Consider the following 17,970-nt stretch of genomic DNA (forward strand, 5'->3'; position numbering starts at 1 on the left):
CCCCATGCCGCCCATCGTCCAGGTTAGGAATCTCACCAAGCAGTTCGGCGACTTCACCGCCGTCGACGGAATCTCGTTCGATATTCGGCAGGGCGAAATTCTCGGACTGTTGGGGCCTAATGGAGCGGGCAAAACCACCACGATCCAGATGCTGCTGGGGTTGATCACTCCCACAGCCGGCTCGATCCGTATGTTCGGCCTGGACTTCACGACGCACCGAGAGGAGATCCTCCAGCAAGTCAACTTTTCCTCGACCTACATCTCCATGCCTTTCTCGCTCACAGTGGAGGAAAACCTCCGCGTGGTCGCCAGACTGTACGGTCTGGCGAACGTCGAACGGCGCATCGACGACGTGGTCAAGAAACTGGAGATGGAAAGCTTTCGCAGCAAGTTGACCAGACGCCTGTCCTCCGGCCAGATGACCCGCCTCACGCTGGCCAAGGCGATCCTGACGGAACCGAAGATTCTTTTCCTGGATGAGCCGACGGCCAGCCTGGACCCCGACATCGCCCACAAGACCCGCAGCCTGCTGAGGGAAATCCGCACCGCGACCGGCCTGACCATGCTTTATACCTCCCACAACATGCGGGAAATGGAAGAGATGTCCGACCGGATCATCTTCCTCCAGCGCGGAAAGATCGTCGCCGAAGGCACCGCGGAGGAAATCGTGATCCGCTTCGGACAGTCGGACCTGGAAGAAGTGTTTTTGAAGTTGGCGAGGGAGCAATAGCAAGTGGATGAGGGGTAAGGGGTAAGGCGTGAGGGGTCAAGACAGAATGTTTGTTGATGGTTTCCCTGACGCCTGACGCCTCACGAACCAATGAAGATTCACCGCATCATCGCTCTGATCACCCGGCATCTGTACTTGTACCGGCGCAGCCTGCCCCGGTTGATGGAGATTTTCTACTGGCCCTTTCTGGATCTCGTGGTCTGGGGCTTCATCACCGTCTATCTGACGCAGTTTCAAGGCCAGTTGCCGGGCGTCATCACCTTCTTTCTGGGCGCCTTGATTCTCTGGGACGTCCTGTTCCGCTCGCAGCAGGGCATCACCATCTCGTTCCTCGAGGAGATTTGGGCCAGAAATCTCATGAATCTTTTCGCCAGCCCGCTCAAACCCAGCGAGTTTTTGGCGGCGACCATGGCGATGAGCGTCTTCAAAGTGACGGCGGTCTCCTGCGTGATGATCGTCTGCGCGCTGCTGTTCTATTCGTACAACGTGTTCGTCATCGGGTTGTGGCTGCTCCCTTTCGTGCTCAATCTCATCGTGGCGGGATGGATCATCGGCGTACTGACCACGTCGCTCATCATGCGTTTCGGTCAGGAAGCGGAAGTGCTGGCGTGGGGCATGGTGTTTTTGTTCCAGCCCATCTCCTGCGTATTCTATCCGATGGATGTCCTGCCGGGCTGGCTGAAAGCCCTGGCCTGGGCCAACCCTGCGGCGCACGTCTTCGAGGGCATGCGCGGCGTGTTACACCACGCCGCGCCTCCGCTCACCAATCTCGCCTGGGCGACCGGCCTCAATCTCTTCTATCTCGTCGTGATGATCGCCTGGTTCCATCACACGTTCAATGTCTGCAAAGAACGGGGGCTGTTGGTCAGAGTCGGCGAGTAGGCGGGGCCCGTCGTCGGCTCGCCACCCTGGCGGAAGGTTTTGGATCGGAGTATGATTCGATGAGTGCCACCGTCAACCAAAGGAGGTCTCCCTATGCCGGCGGTTGTTCTTGGTGTCATCACGGTCCTGGTTCTTGCCTTGGCGGTCTGGGCGTCCGTCACGCAGGAAAGCGATACGACCATGATCGGCGAAAGCGAGCCTGATTGGGGGATCGAGCCGTCCGAGCAGGAGGAGCTGCGCAAGGCGAGTTGATCTGCGGCTCTGCGTCTGAGCGGCAAGTCGGAGCGCTTCTGTCGAGCGGCTGTTCGAAGAGACGGCGGCGCGGCGGAAGTCGGGGGTGATCGCCTGCGTGATGTATGAATTGGTATGCGGTCTTTTCGACGCGGGATAAACACTGACGACTCATGCGACAGAATCATGGAGGAGGCCCGTTCGTTGTAGGCGGTTCAGTACAGGGCAAGAGCGAGAGAAATCAATCACCTGCGTGTCTTCCAGACAGAAGCATGAACTCTTTTCCCTCCCTTCTCGCCGATCTTGATCAGAGGCATTGCTCAGCGGATTCGCCGACCTCCTAAGTAATTTCAACGGTTCTCGACCGTCCGGCTTCTCGTCCTTTCGCGGCATTTCATTTGCTCCCGCCATTGAGTGAGAACTCCACTCACCTCGAACAAGGGAGGGCGTCATCATGAAACCCCAACTTCTTCAGAAGGTCATGTCCTTCTACACAGGACTCGGCAAGCGGGAAGCCGGACGCCACGAATGGCAGGTCTATCGATCTGACGATCTCCGGTGCCAGCCGCCGCTCACACAGGAATTGCGCTGCGAGGAGCGTCTGGAGTTCACGCGGCCCTGTTCATACGAAATGATCGAGGGGCTGGATGAGCGCGCCGTCGTCATACATTACGGCGAGGCCTGCTCGTTGAATATCAGTTCAGGCGGAATGCTGCTGATGATGGATCAGGCCCCCCGCGTGCGGCAGTTGATCGAGATTCATACGACGATCTCCAAGCGGCGCCACGCCTTGATGCTGTTTGAAGTCCGGTGGACCCGCCCGATCCGAAACGGAAACGACATCGACGGCTATCTTGTGGGTTGCAAGCTGACTTTCGGCCCCTGTCCGTACTTTCTTTTTCAGCGTGATCGGGTTCAGGAGAGCGCGTGAGCATCCGTTCGGCCTTCGGCTTCTGACGGTGCGTGGCCGCCGGTCCCCGTCGGTTCTTCGGCAAGCCCCCGAGTTTCCGATACCGCCTGAGTGCGCGATAATGTCGGGCATGCAGCACCGGGGTGTCATTACTCTGCTGATTGCGGTCCCCTGTTTCCTCGCGTTGCTGGCCTGTGACTGGGTGGCCGTTGTCATCGTGGGTCATCGAGTCTACCGCCTGGTGCCGTGGCACGATTTCGCCCGGGGCATGGTCCAGGACCTGGGATTGACGGCGGTCTATGCGCTGACGGTCACACCGCGTGTCAGCGGGGTCGTGGCGGCATATCCGGAAAAAGCGCGGCGCATCTGCCTGATTATGCTGGGGCTGGGGCTAGCCTGGTATGAGGTCGTCTGCGCCTGGGTGACTCGGGTGTTGGACGCGCCGCCGGATCTTGTCATGAGCGTGATTATTCTGTTTGTCATTCCCGTGCTCTTGGCGCCTTGGTACGTGCGCTGGCTGAAAGGATGGTTGCGAGAGGAGGAGTAAGAGGCATATACCCACCCAAAACGCTCTGAGGCATCTTGCCACAGCTAAGGCGCATGCCGTCCCGGTTCTGGACCCCCCTTCTGATTTTCATCATACCTCCGGTTCACAGGAGCATGAAAAATCGATGGCTTTGCTCTGGCATATTGCTTGCCTATCGGAGATAATTAAAAAGGAACTGCAGAAGGCTGTGTCAGCCGGGCAGTAAGACATCAGAAGCCAAGCCGACACTCTCAACAAGAAAAATGCTGTCCTCGGAAATGGCGAGAACAACGGTCAGAGCAAGATCGGCAACCGCCGACACAGGCGCCTGAAATGCCTTATGCCGTGGAAGCTGAAGGAATCCGATCCCTATGACAACCGGTGTAAAAAGTAAGCGCTTCTGGAGGCTCATGATCGGCGTTGCGGCGGCCCTTCTGCTGGCTCTCACGGCAATTGTCCCAGAGGCCGGCGCCTTAACAGGCTCACGAGAACAACTGATCCCGATCCTCGGAGTGACGATGGGACGCGCACCAGAAGGAACCGTGGCTTACCTGCACTTGTCGTTCGAGGAACGGCGGGACCGGAACGGCCTGGTGATGCAGTTCATGAACAAGCCTGGTCGCTTTTCGCGCATGGCGCAGACCGCCGTCGAACAGGCCGTCTACCGAGTGGCCCAACAGTTGAATTTGTCCACTGACTCTTGGACCGTCGTTCTGACAGTTCCCTATGAGGGGATCACGGTGTACGGAGACAGCCTCTCGGCCATGGTCGCGCTGAGCGTGGCGGCGATGGCGAATGGCGAGTTCGTCGAGCCGGATCGCGTCATGACCGGGACGGTCAAACCGGACGGCCAGATCGGTGTGGTCACGGCCGTGCCTCTTAAGATCGAAGCGGCCTATGAAGCGCGCTTGCAACGGGTGATTGTACCCGAAGAACTGGACGTATCCGACTCGGACTGGCGGACGCCGTTCCTGTTACAAGTCTCTCCCGTCGCATCAGTAAAGCAGGCCTATGCCGCGCTAACTAACCATGCCCCCGTTCCGTAAGCGGATGTCTGTCGCGACTGCGACCAGTCCCTCACTTCTTCCGATTCCCGGCCCCCGCCCAGCGCTTTGAACAGGCTGACCATGTCGGTGAGACGGGCGCGCTCGGTCTGCACGAGCTGCTGCTCGGCGGCCGGCACGGTGCGCTGCGCATGAGCGCGTCCAGATAGGTCACGAGTCCCTTCCGGGAGCGCACCTCCGCCAACGAGACCGCCGCCTGTTTCGACGTGCCGGTCGCCGGAAGCCAGCCCACTTGAAAGCCGGGCGAAGCGGGGTCGAGAAGGGCTTCAGACACCGGAGCGAAGCTCTCCGTAGAGGGGCTGTACACAAAAAGAGTCCGGTTTTGTCGCATCGAAAGCGCCGAACCAGAATGCCGGACAGGGTTTCGTCGAACTCGCGGAGACTACGACATCGAACGAAGGACTGAGCGACGCCGAGCAGCAAGGCCGTGTCGGCGAGGGGGCCCATATTTCGGCACTCTTCACGGAAGGGCTGGTGTGAAAAGGACGCGGATCGCCGGGGCCGGACCGGATTAAGACGACCGTTGTTTCAGGGCTTCGAGGCGGGTCTTGTCCAAAGTGATGAAAATCGATTTTTCCTGCGTGACTGTCACCGTTCCGGGCGGCCGGCCTTTCACTTTTTTGACCCACTTTCGTCTGGTGTAGATCACTTCCCCTTTGCCGCTCTTCTTGAGGTCGCTGTACAGCAAGGCGAGGGTTGCCGCGTCCTTCAACGTCTCAGGCGGGGGGTGCGCACCTTTTTCCAGCCGCACGACGACATGGGAGCCCGGTGTGCCGTGAGCGTGAAGCCAAAGGTCGTCGCTCTTGGCCAGGCCGAACGTCAGTTCCTCGTTCTCGCGCGCGTTGCGGCCGACATAGATGGGCAGCCCATCGGATGACGTGAATCGGCGGAACGGGCCGGACCTGGCTGACGGCCGATCGCTGCGAGCCGACAGCCGATGACCGCGAACAGAGGTTTTTCTCGATACGGCCAGCTGCGCCGCATCCTGCGTGTGGGGCGGACGCCAGGTGCCTTGTTCAAGTGCTTTCAACTCCGCTTGCAACCTGTCCAGCTCCTTCTGCGCCGCCTCCAGTCGAGGACGAACTTCCCGCTCGGCCGCCAGATATTTCCGGTGCTTCTTGAAATAGTCGCCCATGTTTCCCTGCGGACCCTTCGTCGGATCGAGCGGGATCGTAAGTTGGGGCAGGCGCTCGTCGAAATAATCGACCACCGTGATCTGTTCCTGGCCCTTGGCGATCTTGCCCAGGTTGGCCTTGATGAGTTCGCCGTAGCGCGCGTAGTCGCGATAGCGTGCCGCCTTGTCCAAATCCGCCCTGAGCGTCTCGACCAGCCGCATGACCCTTTTGCGATGCCTGCGGGCATCGGCCAAGCGGGCCTGACGCTCCTCTTCACAGGCCAGTTCTTCTTCGCGCCGCCCATAGCGCGCGTCGATCTCGGCGGATACGGGAAACGCCGTGTGAGCGGCGCCGGCAGGGTGCGGGACTTCCGCGGCGCCGTCGATCTTCCGGCCAGGCGAAGACGGAAGCCGATAGGGTCGGCCGATCCGGCCACGGTCGTGGTTCAGATCGGCCAGGATCGTTCCCGAGTCGTCGAGCAACAACACATCCGCGTTCCTGCCGATCAGTTCCGCAATGATCGCGCAGGGTCCTGCTCGCGCCGACAGCCCCACCCGCACGATCCGATCGCCGTGCAGTTGCTCGATCGTGTCGATACGGGTGCCCTGGATACGGGCCCGGAGGAATTGGCAGAAGGGCGGCGGGGTCGGCGGATTCGGCAGCCGCCGGGTGGTCAAGTGAAGCCGGGCGGTCTCCGGATGGGCCGACAGCAGCATCGTGTGGGTTGCGCCCGGGGTCCGGACTTCCAGCGTAATGACGCGGGGCAGGGGTTGGTGGATCTTTTGAATCCACCCGCCGGTCAGCGCGGGCGCGATCTCTCCGACCACCGCGCCGATTTCTGTCGCCGTCAGCGACACGTCTCGACTTCGAGGCTCCCTCGTTTGGGGGGTATCAGACAGCCGCCTTGTTCGATGTGTTCAGGAATGATCGAGCCATTCGAGACGCATGGGGCCAATTCGGTCACATCCGGCCGTGTTGTTGCTTCCCCGCCGCTGAAACGACGCGCGTGAACACTGCTGTGTATAGGCGGTGTCCTCCGACATCGACTCTGGCACCCCCGTTGCTTGACTTGGCTGATGAACGGAGCAAGCCGCAGCCGGCGATGTCGTCACGAAGGTAAAAGCCGGGCTGCCTCAGGACAGATCGTCCGAATACCGAAAGGAGGCGTCTGATGCACTGCGCTCGCTGCCAAGGGTTCATGGTTACGGAGCACTTCATCGATATGAAGGACGGGAGCGGTCCGATGTGGCGACGAGGCTGGCGTTGCGTGAACTGCGGAAATCTGGTCGATAGCGTCATCGCCCAGCACCGCACGATCCGGGCGGCCTGCCGGCAGCCGCTCGCATGGGCCGTCGCCGGTTAACGGGTGCTTACTTCATCACCTCGGCTTTGCAGTGCCATCCGTCGCCTTTCAGGGCGTTGACGGCCGCGGCGAGTTGATCGGGTTTCACCTTGCCCGGGTCGGTCGTGACGATCGCGTGACCCTTCATGCTCTTGAGATCGACGGCCGTCACGCCCGCAATCTTCTTCAACGCCGACTCGACCTCGCCCTTGTACAAATCGCAGAACTTGCCTCCCAGCATCAACGTGACCTTGTGTTGATCGCCGCCGAGGGCGGGGAGTCCCGCCAATCCGAGCGCGAACAGACCTGCAAGCCCAACGATCCATCTCTTCATCTTCTCGCCCCGCGTCGTCATCGAGCACCTCCTTGATGACCGGTCCCGAACGGATGACGGTGGTGATCTTATCCTACTCGGCGCCCGGCGCAAAAGGGCAAGAGTGTTCAAAGACTGCCCAGCGGTGTGCGTTCTTCCCCCCGTGTGTGGCCCTTTGTTGCCCGGTTCATGCGGAGCTGACGGAGTTTTCATACAGGAAATGAGGGGGTTAGGCATGAGGACCAGAAGCCCGATCTAACCGGCACCTGACTTGCTCACCTCTATGGTGAACGATGAATGTCCGGGACGACACGATGCTGATGCGCGCCGCAGTGCTCGGCGCCTGCTTCTTCCTGCAGGGCTGCTTGCCGGCCGCCTGGGTCGCCGTGGTGGGAATTGATGTGGCGAGAAGCGGCGACGTGGAGTTCCTGCCGTTCGAGCATTCCTGGGTCGCTTCGGATGATCTGCGGCGGTCGGCGCCTGGGCCGGTGACCAGTATCGCGGTGGTTCCCTTTGATGGAGATCAGGAGATGGCGGGCCGCTTCTCGAGCGTACTCCAAATGCAGACCGGAGTTACGGTCATCGGGCCGGCCCATTTGGCCGGCTACAATCGGGAGCAAGGTATCTGGGCTGACGAGGAACAGCGGACACGTGAAGAGGCGCGCGCGATCAGCCGTGAGTTGCGCGTGGATGGGGTGCTGTTCGGGCGCGTCCAGACCGTCCGGCCGCCTCATCCCAGCGACTGGGGATGGAGCGAACGCGAGGAGAAACGACTGTACCTCTATCTGGCCGACGCCCAAGGCGCTCTCGTATGGAAAGACGAGTTGCCGTTCACCGTCGTGAAAGGCGCGAAGCCCCCGCTGGAAGAAGCTGTGCGAGAACGCCTCGCGGCACACTTCATGACCCATGCGGACGAGTTGGGACTTGATGATCTCTGGTTGACTCCTAAGAAATCCGGGTCCTGATCCCTTCCGGCGACCGACCGCTCTTCCTCATTTTTGTCCCTTTTCGTGATCTTCTCTCGACCGACCCTTGCCCATCGCGAAAGCCTCCGGTAGAGTCCGGCCGATCTCCGCCGGAAACGACCGAATCGTTCCTGTCCAAAGCTCGCACTTTTTTATGGAACTGTTCGATCAGCGGTTCTTAGCCTCGCTTCTCCGAGAACTCCGCGAGACCATGCGGAATCTTCTAGCCGATCTGTGCGACGACCTGGAAAAGAATTATCCCCGGGCGACGGCCTCGCTGGACCTGCCGGTCGGCTACTTCAGGCTGGTCGGCGCCTCGCTGGCGCAGGAAGCTTTTTCCGGGTGGAAGGTCGCGGGCTGGATCGAAGAACTGAACGACTTGGTCTATTTCATCGACCTTCAGGAGCAGCTCGGACGCGAACGGGACCCTCACGGGTTCGCCGAGGCCTTTTTCGCGGAGTGTGAAGAGCAGTTCTACGAGCACAGCTACAAAGATGACCTGTTCCCGACCGGTCTTCCGCAAACCAGGGGCCTATCGAAACGACTCTCCGCTCTCTGCACAAGGCTGGCGCAGCGGGTGACCCAGGAATCCCTCTTCCTGGTGCCGGGCTTGCCCTGTTCCTGGCTAGGGCGCATAGGGCGACTGGAGTGGCGGGTACCCTGCGACCTGAGTCCTGACTTTGAGCAGGGCGTGAGGGGTGGATGTCTGTCGATGGGTGTCGATGGGGGCTTCTGCCGGCCTCCGGCAGCACCGGAACGAACGCTCTCGGGTCCTCGGCGCAAGGCCACGTGGCGGATCAGGCCGTCCGGGATCCGGCTGCAGGTCGGCCGCGCCCTGTTTCCTGTTCTTGACTATGGATCACCCTTCCGTTGGAGATGGACGTACAATCCTCCTCGGTCCGTTTCCAGCACTCGAACCGGCGAGCTCACCATCGGGCCGGCGCTGATCTACGGCAAAGACAAGACCCCGGTTCGGATCGGTGCCACGCCGGCCGATTTCCCTGGTCGCGTCGAGCGGGCGCTCGCTGTTCTGGAACAAGCATGGCCCGAGGGAGCCGGACTTTTTGCGTCGCTGACCTCCCGTCTCATACCCCTTCGCGCGCGCGGGGTCGTCAGCTTCAGCTATCGCCATCGGCCTGGGCTGTCCTTTCTCAACTGTTTCGACCGCGACGATCTCGACCTGATCGACGACCTGATCCACGAGAACAGCCACCATCATCTCAACCTGTTGCTGCGGAAGTACGTCCTCTACCGCGGCGACCGCAATCAAGAAATTTTTTACTCCCCGTGGCGCAGGAGTCTTCGGCCGATCCGAGGCATCCTGCATGCCGCCTTTACGTTCACGATGGGAGCAATCCTGTTCGAACGACTCTCGTCATGGGGGGCGACAGGCGAGGGGCAAGGGGCGAGAGGCAGAAGCCGGTCAGCGCAGAGAAGTGGAACGGCGCGGCTCACCAACGCGCAGGTGCTGCGGGCGCGATTCCGGTGTCTGGAAGAAATCGAATCGGTCCGGTATTCGATTCAGGACCTGGGATATGCCGCCCGCCGCCTGGGTTGGCTCACCGGCTCCGGCAAGCGACTGGTCGGGATGCTGGCGGCGGAAATCGGTAAGGTCGAGCGGAAGATGACGCCTTACAAGGAGGACGTGCTCCACTCGAAGTACGGCGCCGCCCTCCGCCGCCACGTGGAGGAATTACACCGCGCCCGCAAGACCTACGGGCCGGTGCGGTTGCGCGAGGTGTAGCGGTTGATCCGAATCGGTTTCTATCCGGTTGTCGTTATCCCGACACTTGGCCCGCCCGGGTCACGACGAGGACGCCGTCGCGGACTCCCGTCAACTGCGCGCTGATCCGAGGGTCGGATTGGGTGAGGCGGGCCAGTTCCTGGATCGCGGCGATCGCGGGGTCCTGAGCCGGGTCGATCGGCCCCAAGGCCATGCCTTGGGTGTTGTCCATGAGGAGCGCCCCAGTTGGGGCCAGCAGCTCCAAGGCGCGGTGATAGTACTGCACGTAGTTTCGCGTGTCCGCGTCGATGAAAATCAGGTCGAACGGGCCGGTCACGTTGCGCAGCGTCTCCAGGGCCGGGCCCACGAGCACCTCGACCTTCCGGCCATGCGGGCTTCGTCCCAGGCGCTTGCGGGCGAGCATGGCGAAGCCGGCGTTGATTTCACAGGTCACGACCGTGCCGTCCTCCGGCAGGGCTTCCGCCATCGCCAGCGCGCTGGTGCCGTCGCCCGTACCGATCTCCAACACACGGCGGGCACGGATTTTCTGCACCATGGCCTTAAGGATTGCTGGATCCTTCATTCGACAAACGTCGTTCGTCAATCGGAGAACGAGAAACGGTTGACGCTTAACTGTTGACGGTCCAAGCTTCATTTCTCGCCATTCACGCGCCACGCTTCCCCGCAACGCGAGCCGCGTTTCACGCTTGGCCCGTTACGTGTCACGCTGTTACGGTTCCACGATCACATCCACATAGGCCGGCAGACTGTCCGCGCCTTTCTTGTCCGTGACCTTCAGCCGGAACCGGAACAGCTTGGGCTCGGAGACCGACGGGGCCACGAACGAAGCTTTGGGCATGTTGAGGTCCAGAAGCGGCACCTTGCTCCCGCGGACCTGGCTCCAGGTGTAAAAGAGGGCTTCGCCTTCGGGGTCCCGGCTGTTCAGCCCGTTTAGCTCCACCTTGGTGCCGGACTTGACGCGTCGATTGGGTCCGGGGATGGCGATCGGCGGTTCGTTCGGCTCCTCGCCGACCTCTACGGACACGTCCAACGACGCCTGCTTCCCGCGGTTCGTCACCGTGATGGTTGTCTTCCCGTTCCCGACGATCTTGAGCAATCCGTCCTGCAGGACTTGGATGACCTTCTCGTTCGACGACGTGTAGCTGGTGCCGGTAGCGGGAGATGTAAGCGGTCTGGTGACGCCGTCGGCGAATTCGCCGACCACCGGCAGTTCGAAAATCTTACCCGGCACGTCCACCTGTCCGTAGGTCACCACCTGTCCCTTCCGGCCGAGGAGCAACGGCTTCTCGGTTTCGAAGTCGATGGCCTTCAGTTCCGCCTCCGGCTCGACATTGACGATGATCTCGTCGAACACCGTGCGGGTTCCGAGCCGTCCGCGCGACACTTCGGCGACAGCCAGCAACCGCATGGGACCGATCGCCTCCGGCGGGACTTTCAGCGCGCCGCCGAACGGCGGGGTGCTGTCGGCGGTGGAGGTCAAGGTCGCCACGGCCACGACGTTGGCGAACACGCTTTCTTTCTGAAAGAACCGATCGTCGGCGATCTTCTCCTGTTTGGGCATACCCGATTTTTCGACTTCGTCCTGCTGGACCAGGGTTTCGTCGTTTTCGCGGTACCAGAAGTATCGCACCTTCACGATGCCGGGGTCCGAGCCGAGGTCCACCTTGGCGGTCACAGTTTGCCCGGACTTCAGCGTGCTGTTTTCTTTCGGCTCTACAATCTTGAAGGCCCACGCCGGCGAAGCGGCGGCGACCTGGATGGCGACGACCATCGCGATGGTTCCGCAGACACCGATGATTTTGGACATGGTTGCTCTCCTCATTCTCATCGTTCGAGATGGAACGGGACGTCGGTCAGGATGACGCGTTCCTTGAACAGCAGCGCGGCCTTCAGCATCAACGCCCGCTGATTATGCAGGATATTCTGCCACCACCGCGCCGGCAAGATCTCCGGGATCACGACGGTGACCCAGCCCTCGGGATCTTTCTGCAGCAGCTCCTCGATGTAGTCCAGCAGCGACTTGAGAATCGAACGGTACGGCGACGGCAGCACGACCAGCGGCACGCCGCAGCCCCATTGCGCCCATTGGATCTCGATGCGGGCCGTTTCTTCCTTGTCCACATCGACCAAGACGGCCCGGATGTCGCCGCCGCGACTCCGCGCATAATCGAGCGCCCGCACCACGGCCCGGTTCACACCGCTGATCGGAATGATCACCGTATTGCGCCGTGGCTGCGGCGGCCGATGATCACGTCCCAGGCTGACCTGCTCCGCAACGGCTTTGTAGTGAGAATGCACGGACCGGAACCAGGAGATCAGAACCGGGATCAGCACGATGACGATCCAGGCGCCGTGCAGGAACTTGGTGCTGGCAATAATGACGGTCGCGACTCCGGTGGTGACCGCGCCGATACCGTTGACCACCAGCTTTTTCCTCCAATGGGTCCCCTTTTTGACGAGCCAACGCCGGACCATGCCCGCCTGCGACAGAGTAAAGGAGATAAACACACCGACGGCGTACAGAGGGATGAGGGCGTGGGTGTCGCCGTGGAACAGGAGGATCAGCAGGCAGGCCAGTACGCCGAGGATGATGATGCCGTTCGAGAAGACGAGCCGATCCCCGAAGGACGCCATCTGGTGGGGCATGTACCCGTCGCGCGCCATGATCGAGGCCAGGTGCGGGAATCCCGCGAATGCGCTGTTGGCGGCCAGCACGAGCAGAAGCATCGTTCCGGCCTGGACCAGGAAATACAGCAGACCTCCGCCGAAGACCGCCCGCGCGAGTTGGGATACGACGGTTTCGTCTTCCTTGGGCAGGATTCCGTACAAGTAGGTCAAGGCGCTGATTCCGAGAAACAACGTGCCCAGGATCAGCGACATGGCCACCATGGTCGTGGCGGCGTTTTTGGATTCCGGCCGCCGAAAGGCCTTCACGCCGTTCGAGATCACTTCCATACCGGTGACGGCCGTACATCCGGCGGCGAACGAGCGCAGAATCAAAAACACCGTCAGGCCTTCCGTAGCGGCCGGAGACGCCGCTGCTTGAGGGCGCAGGAGAGCGGGGTGGCCGAACAGCGCTTGAAGAAATCCCGCCGCGACCATAAGGCCGAGCGCGCCGATTGCCACGTACGTCGGAACAGCGAAAAAGCGTCCGGACTCGCGAACGCCTCGAAGATTCATGATCACGATGAAGGCAATAGTGACCAGACCGAGCGGGACGCGGTAGGGGAAAAGCGTAGGCACCGCCGACGTGACGGCCGCCACGCCGGCCGCCACGCTGACGGCGACGGTGAGGACATAGTCGATCATCAAGGCCGCCGCCGCCGTCAACGCCGGCCATTCTCCCAGGTTGGATTTGGCGACGATATACGCGCCTCCTCCCTCGGGGTATTCGAAAATGATCTGGCGGTAGGAGATCGTCAGAATGGCGACGAGAAGCACAATGGCGAGGCTGACCGGAATCGACCAGGCGACGGCGGCCGCGCCCGCCAGAATCAGCACCAACAGGATTTCTTCGGTGGCATAGGCGACGGAGGAGATCGCGTTGGAGGAAAAGACCGCGAGGGCGACCGACTTCGATAGGCGTTCATGAACGGCCTGCGCGGTTTTGAGCGGCAGGCCGACCAACACGCGCTTGAGAAGCATGGCGTTATTATCTCATAAACGCACGGAGACGGGTGAAGAGTTTAAGGCTCCTCCCTGTGCCAGAGTGGTCCATAGCGTGGGAAGTGACGCCGGATTATGCCTTGACACCGGCTTCGTCTGCACATACGATTCAGGCCGCTTGCTCGGTATTGGCAGATCGGTGTGACGTGTGACGTCCGGAGTGTCGCACCATGATCGAAGCTCTCCGAGAGTGGTGGAATCGACTGCGCGTCCAGCAGAAGCTGTCGATCATTCTGTTTGCGTGTTTTCTTCCCATCCTCTCCGCGCTGGCCGTTCATGTGACCATCGTCGATCGCCTTCTGAGCCTTCACGGCGAGCGCCATCGAAGCCTGCTCGCGCGGGAACAGCTCCATATTCTCCGTCGGATGGCCGTCGACATCGAGGACGCGTTTCGAGGGTATCTTCTCACCGGGCAGGACGCCTTTCTCGCGCCCCTGGAAGACGCAGAAGCTCATCTGGAGCCCGCTCTTGACCAATCCATGCAACTGATCGGAGGCGTGACCGATCTTTCCACCGATGACGTTCGCCGGGTCGACCGGCAGCTTCGGCAATTGATGGAATCCAAGCAGGCGCTCATTCGACGGATTCGAAACGGCCACCTCGCCGAAGTGCTCGAGTACGTGCGGTCCGGCCAAGGTCTCCGGTTGTCGGATCAACTGCGACAGGATCTGCGGACGCTGGAAGATCGTCTGGATCGGAGACTCGAGCGACTGGAGGAAAGCGAAGGAGGGATTGCCCAGTACGCTTTCCGGGGCTTGCTGCTGGCGCTGCTCGGCGGCACGGCACTTGGCTTCGCCGGAGTCCGGCTGCTGGCCGGGTCCATCACGAAACCGCTCGCCTTCTTGCGGTCGTCGGTCGAAACGTTCGGGGAGACCGAAGAGGCGGATGCGCCCTTGCCGTCCATCGACATTCATTCGTCCGACGAGATCGGCAATCTGGCCCGAGCGTATGAGGGCATGGCCCGGCGAATCAGGAACCACATCGGTGATCTCGAGGCGATCAGCGCGATCGGCCATGAGATCAATATCATCGGCCCGGATGGGCTTGAAGGTTGCTTGAGACGAATCGCCGACCGAGCGGTGGAATTGACCCAAGCCGATGTCTGTCTGGTGATGTTGCGTGACGATAAGATGGGGTGTTGGGTCATAGAAGCCGCTTCAGGCGAGTGGGGGAGGCGCTTAAACAAGTCCGTGATGTTGTGGGAGGAGTTTCCCGTCTCGGTTCGCGCGTTCGAAACCCGAGAACCCGCCTTCGGCGAACATCTCCGCCGCGACCGAAGTCCTGAGGTCAGTCGGCGCAATCTGATCGGCGACAGCATGCTCTCGATCCCGCTGCTTTCGCAGGGGGAGCCGTTCGGCGTGCTCGTGCTGCTGAAGGAAGAGGGCGGCAGCCGGGACGGCTGGAATGTGCGCTTGGCGAGAGGGTTGGCCGAAGAAGCGGCCTTAGCCATATCCAACGCCCGGCTCTATGAACAGGCTCATCAGAAGCAGAAAGACCTGGCCGCGCGGCTGCGCCATCTCGAGCATCTGGCCGAGACGCTGGCGCACGATCTGAAAGGGCCTGGGGAACGGATGGGCGGCTTGGCGTCGTTGGTGATGAAGGAGTATCAGGCGCGGTTGGACGACCGGGGCGCCCGATGGCTCTCCTTGATCGAGCAAAACGGGCGGGAATTGGCGGCGCGCGTCGAAGGTCTCCTGGCGGTGGCCAGAGTGGGTTCCCGGCAGGAGGCGGTCGCCGCGGTCGATCCCTACCTCGTCGTCAATGAGGTCTTGAAGGCAAGGTCGTGGCAACTGGAACAACGTCGCGCGCGGGTCGAGGTAGGACAGGGATTCCCGCTGGTCGCCTGCCACCACGCGTACCTCCGGCAAGTGTTCGACAACCTTATTTCCAATTCGGTCAAGTTCACTCCCGAGGATGCGTCGCCGGACATCGCCATCACGGCGGCTCGTGACGGACCTATGGTGTGCTTTGCGATCCGCGACTGCGGGGTCGGCATTCCCACCGACAAGCGCGAGCGGGTCTTCGAACCCTTCGTACGCCTACAACTCGGGGGTGACAAAGGAAGCGGCATCGGGCTGACGATCGTCAAACGGATCGTCGAACTCTATGGAGGACAAGTCTGGATCGAGCCGAACGAGGGACCGGGCTGCACGGTGAAATTCACGCTGCCGGTGCTCGGCGAGTTCGACTCTGTCGCACCCGATTCGGTGGGGTCAGCGGAGGAACGACGACGGCCCGATCGCTGAATTAGGCGCGGTGTCGGGCGACCCGGACCTGCGCCGGGGGAAGAAGCAAGATGGCAAACGCGATAAGCGATCGGCGAGCAGTACCTCATAAAACGCGCGCGCCTTTTACGATTCTGGTCGTCGAAGACGATGCCTCCGACACAGAATTGATCTTGCACACCCTGGAACAGGCCGACCTCAAGGTATTCGAAGGAGATCTGAACTTCGAGGTGCGAGCGACGGCCGAGGGCGCGTTGAAGTTGTTGAGCGAACGCGCCGTTGATCTTGTCCTGACAGATATGGTGCTGCCGGGTATGGACGGGCTGGATTTGGTTTCGAAGATTCAGGAGATCGACCGCAACCTGCCGGTTCTTGTGGTGACGCGAATCAACGGCGTGCCGCAGGCCGTTGATGCCATGAGGCGCGGCGCCTATGACTATATCGTGAAACCGGTCTACCCGCAGGATCTGGGCATGCGGCTCCATCGGGCCATCCGGTTTTCCGAGATCCTCCGACGCAGTTCCATGTATGAACGTATCGCGCGACAGGAACTGCAAGCCGGCAACTTGGTCGGCGTGAGCCCGGCGTTTCAAAACGTCATGCGCCAGGTGCGAGAGGCCGCGCAGGTTCGGTCGACCGTGCTCATCACCGGCGAAACCGGCACCGGCAAGGGACTGATCGCCCGGGCGATCCACGAACACAGTCGGGAGCGCGACAAACCCTATCAGGTGATCGACTGCACGACCGTGCCGGAAGGCATCATGGAGAGCGAACTGTTCGGCCACGTCCGCGGCGCTTTTACCGGCGCCGTCTCCAACAAGCCCGGCTTGATCGAACTGGCCAACGGCGGCAGCGTCTTTCTGGATGAAATCGGTGAACTGCCGTTGCCGTTGCAGGCCAAGCTGCTGAGGGTGCTGGAGGACAGCGAAGTCCGTCCGGTCGGCGGGACGGCGGTGAAGCGGGTGGACATGCGGTTCATTGCGGCGACGAACCAGAACCTCGAAGAGAAGGTGAAGCGCGGCGCCTTCCGCGCCGATCTCTATTACCGACTGGCCGTCGTGCTGATCCGCGTGCCGCCGCTCCGGGAACGCGTTGAGGATATCGCCGTGATCGCCCGGCATTTGTTGGCGCAACTTGGACGGGAGATGGGCAAACCGCGGTCCTATTTCGATGCTTCCGCGATCGATGCGCTCACTTCGTATCGCTGGCTGGGGAATGTGCGCGAGCTTCGCAACGTCATCGAGCGGTGCGTGATGCTCGCGACGGAGGACGCTATTACTCGGAGTCAGATCGATGCGCTCCTCCCTTCCGCCAATCCCCGCCTGGCCGAGAGTCAAGGTTCGCCGTATATCGCGCTGCCGTACATGGAGGCCAAGCGAAAAGCCATCGAGGACTTCACCAGGGCGTACCTCAAGACCAAGCTGGCGATACACGGAGGCCTCATCACCAAAGCTGCGAAGAGCAGCCATATCCCGCGTCAACACTTCTCCCTCCTCATGAAGCGCTATCTGGAGCCTTCAGGTTCCGACGAACAGAACGGCTGACATCTTCTTGCTTGTCTCCATTCGGTGACATCCTGCCCGGCGCCCGATCTGTCTGAAGATCACGTCCGCCATTCGACGTTTCTGTTTCGTGACATCGCACGTATAACTTCTTCCTCCATTCCGCTCGATCCCGATTTTTTCGCTCCTCACCTGGCACACACTCAGCGCGAATGTTTCGGTATGCGATATGTAAGTGCTTGTGAAATAAATGCATTCTGATCGCTCGCGCCGGAAACGCATAGCGACATATTCAAGACAGGTCGTGACTCGGGAAGATTTGATCGACCTGCCCGCCTGATTTTTTCCGAAAACTCATCGCTCCATCAATCGCTTAGAGCCTTTCTCTGCGGGACCAACGGAAATCCAGACGCCGTGGCAACAACTTTGCTGACTTACCCCATCACTACCCAAGGTGCGTCGCGCGTCTCGTGCGCCTTGAGGCCGAAAAGCGGAAAGGAGGTGGTCCCTAGACGGAAGCAAGAGGTTCCTGAAGGTATCAGTCTTCGATCTTTTTAAGCAGGAGGGACACGCTATGCAGGTTTCACGACGGCAATTCTTGAAAGTCTCAGCGGGGACGGTCGCCGCGGTGGCCCTGGCCGACAAGGTCCTGGCCTTGACGGCCCTGCAGCCGGTCATCGAGGTCGGCAACCCCCTGGGCGACTATCCCGATCGGTCCTGGGAGCGGGTCTACCACGACCAGTACCGCTATGACT

Annotated in this window: 18 protein-coding genes; 12 read left to right on the top strand and 6 right to left on the bottom strand. The window is 61.1% G+C overall.

The window, feature by feature from the left end; all coding sequences use genetic code 11:
• The first annotated feature begins 4 nt into the window (after positions 1-4).
• The 5 genes from AB1555_17005 to AB1555_17025 all read left to right on the top strand — a co-directional run bounded on the left by AB1555_17005 (position 5) and on the right by AB1555_17025 (position 3,300).
• Positions 5-730, top strand: coding sequence for an ABC transporter ATP-binding protein (locus tag AB1555_17005; GenBank protein ID MEW6248388.1), 726 nt, complete (start codon positions 5-7; stop codon positions 728-730).
• Between the two features lie 90 nt (positions 731-820).
• Positions 821-1,612: an ABC transporter permease gene (locus AB1555_17010; protein MEW6248389.1), complete on the top strand. Its 792-nt coding sequence runs from the start codon at positions 821-823 to the stop codon at positions 1,610-1,612.
• Positions 1,613-1,705: 93 nt separating this feature from the next.
• Complete coding sequence (locus tag AB1555_17015; protein MEW6248390.1) at positions 1,706-1,864, top strand: hypothetical protein; 159 nt, start codon at positions 1,706-1,708, stop codon at positions 1,862-1,864.
• A 433-nt stretch (positions 1,865-2,297) separates the two neighbouring features.
• Positions 2,298-2,774 carry a hypothetical protein gene (locus AB1555_17020; protein MEW6248391.1) on the top strand — a complete coding sequence of 159 codons (477 nt, stop codon included), beginning with the start codon at positions 2,298-2,300 and terminating at the stop codon, positions 2,772-2,774.
• Between the two features lie 109 nt (positions 2,775-2,883).
• Positions 2,884-3,300 (top strand): hypothetical protein, encoded by a 417-nt coding sequence (locus tag AB1555_17025; protein ID MEW6248392.1) that lies wholly within the window; start codon positions 2,884-2,886, stop codon positions 3,298-3,300.
• Positions 3,301-3,490: 190 nt separating this feature from the next.
• Here the strand turns inward: AB1555_17025 and AB1555_17030 are convergent, their stop codons facing one another.
• Complete coding sequence (locus AB1555_17030; GenBank protein ID MEW6248393.1) at positions 3,491-3,691, bottom strand: hypothetical protein; 201 nt, start codon at positions 3,689-3,691, stop codon at positions 3,491-3,493.
• Between the two features lie 106 nt (positions 3,692-3,797).
• Here AB1555_17030 and AB1555_17035 point away from each other — a divergent pair, with 106 nt between their 5' ends.
• On the top strand, positions 3,798-4,325 hold the full coding sequence (locus AB1555_17035; protein MEW6248394.1) for a S16 family serine protease: 528 nt from the start codon (positions 3,798-3,800) through the stop codon (positions 4,323-4,325).
• Positions 4,326-4,854: 529 nt separating this feature from the next.
• On the opposite strand, the gene AB1555_17040 is transcribed toward AB1555_17035, so the two are convergent.
• The gene (locus AB1555_17040; GenBank protein ID MEW6248395.1) at positions 4,855-6,315 is read right to left on the bottom strand and encodes an NFACT family protein; all 1,461 of its coding nucleotides are present in this window, start codon (positions 6,313-6,315) and stop codon (positions 4,855-4,857) included.
• Between the two features lie 314 nt (positions 6,316-6,629).
• Between AB1555_17040 and AB1555_17045 the strand changes: the two genes are divergently transcribed.
• Entirely contained in the window at positions 6,630-6,821 is a 192-nt protein-coding gene (locus AB1555_17045) for a hypothetical protein (protein ID MEW6248396.1), read from the top strand.
• A gap of 7 nt (positions 6,822-6,828) precedes the next feature.
• Here the strand turns inward: AB1555_17045 and AB1555_17050 are convergent, their stop codons facing one another.
• Positions 6,829-7,155, bottom strand: a complete 327-nt coding sequence (locus AB1555_17050; GenBank protein ID MEW6248397.1) for a cation transporter — start codon at positions 7,153-7,155, stop codon at positions 6,829-6,831.
• Positions 7,156-7,406: 251 nt separating this feature from the next.
• Between AB1555_17050 and AB1555_17055 the strand changes: the two genes are divergently transcribed.
• Entirely contained in the window at positions 7,407-8,078 is a 672-nt protein-coding gene (locus AB1555_17055; protein ID MEW6248398.1) for a hypothetical protein, read from the top strand.
• A gap of 211 nt (positions 8,079-8,289) precedes the next feature.
• Positions 8,290-9,822, top strand: coding sequence for an HEXXH motif-containing putative peptide modification protein (locus AB1555_17060; protein MEW6248399.1), 1,533 nt, complete (start codon positions 8,290-8,292; stop codon positions 9,820-9,822).
• A gap of 34 nt (positions 9,823-9,856) precedes the next feature.
• Here AB1555_17060 and AB1555_17065 read toward each other — a convergent pair whose 3' ends face one another.
• From AB1555_17065 to AB1555_17075, 3 genes are all read right to left on the bottom strand, one after another.
• Positions 9,857-10,384 carry an O-methyltransferase gene (locus AB1555_17065; GenBank protein MEW6248400.1) on the bottom strand — a complete coding sequence of 176 codons (528 nt, stop codon included), beginning with the start codon at positions 10,382-10,384 and terminating at the stop codon, positions 9,857-9,859.
• Positions 10,385-10,531: 147 nt separating this feature from the next.
• Complete coding sequence (locus AB1555_17070) at positions 10,532-11,629, bottom strand: hypothetical protein (GenBank protein MEW6248401.1); 1,098 nt, start codon at positions 11,627-11,629, stop codon at positions 10,532-10,534.
• A 17-nt stretch (positions 11,630-11,646) separates the two neighbouring features.
• Entirely contained in the window at positions 11,647-13,467 is a 1,821-nt protein-coding gene (locus AB1555_17075; protein ID MEW6248402.1) for an APC family permease, read from the bottom strand.
• Between the two features lie 191 nt (positions 13,468-13,658).
• Here AB1555_17075 and AB1555_17080 point away from each other — a divergent pair, with 191 nt between their 5' ends.
• From AB1555_17080 to AB1555_17090, 3 genes are all read left to right on the top strand, one after another.
• On the top strand, positions 13,659-15,734 hold the full coding sequence (locus AB1555_17080) for an ATP-binding protein (GenBank protein MEW6248403.1): 2,076 nt from the start codon (positions 13,659-13,661) through the stop codon (positions 15,732-15,734).
• Positions 15,735-15,784: 50 nt separating this feature from the next.
• Positions 15,785-17,257: a sigma-54 dependent transcriptional regulator gene (locus tag AB1555_17085; GenBank protein ID MEW6248404.1), complete on the top strand. Its 1,473-nt coding sequence runs from the start codon at positions 15,785-15,787 to the stop codon at positions 17,255-17,257.
• A gap of 532 nt (positions 17,258-17,789) precedes the next feature.
• Positions 17,790-17,970: twin-arginine translocation signal domain-containing protein (locus AB1555_17090; GenBank protein MEW6248405.1), on the top strand; the 181-nt coding region annotated here is incomplete at its 3' end.

The sequence above is a fragment of the Nitrospirota bacterium genome (genome assembly GCA_040755395.1).
GTDB lineage: Bacteria > Nitrospirota > Nitrospiria > Nitrospirales > Nitrospiraceae > DATLZU01.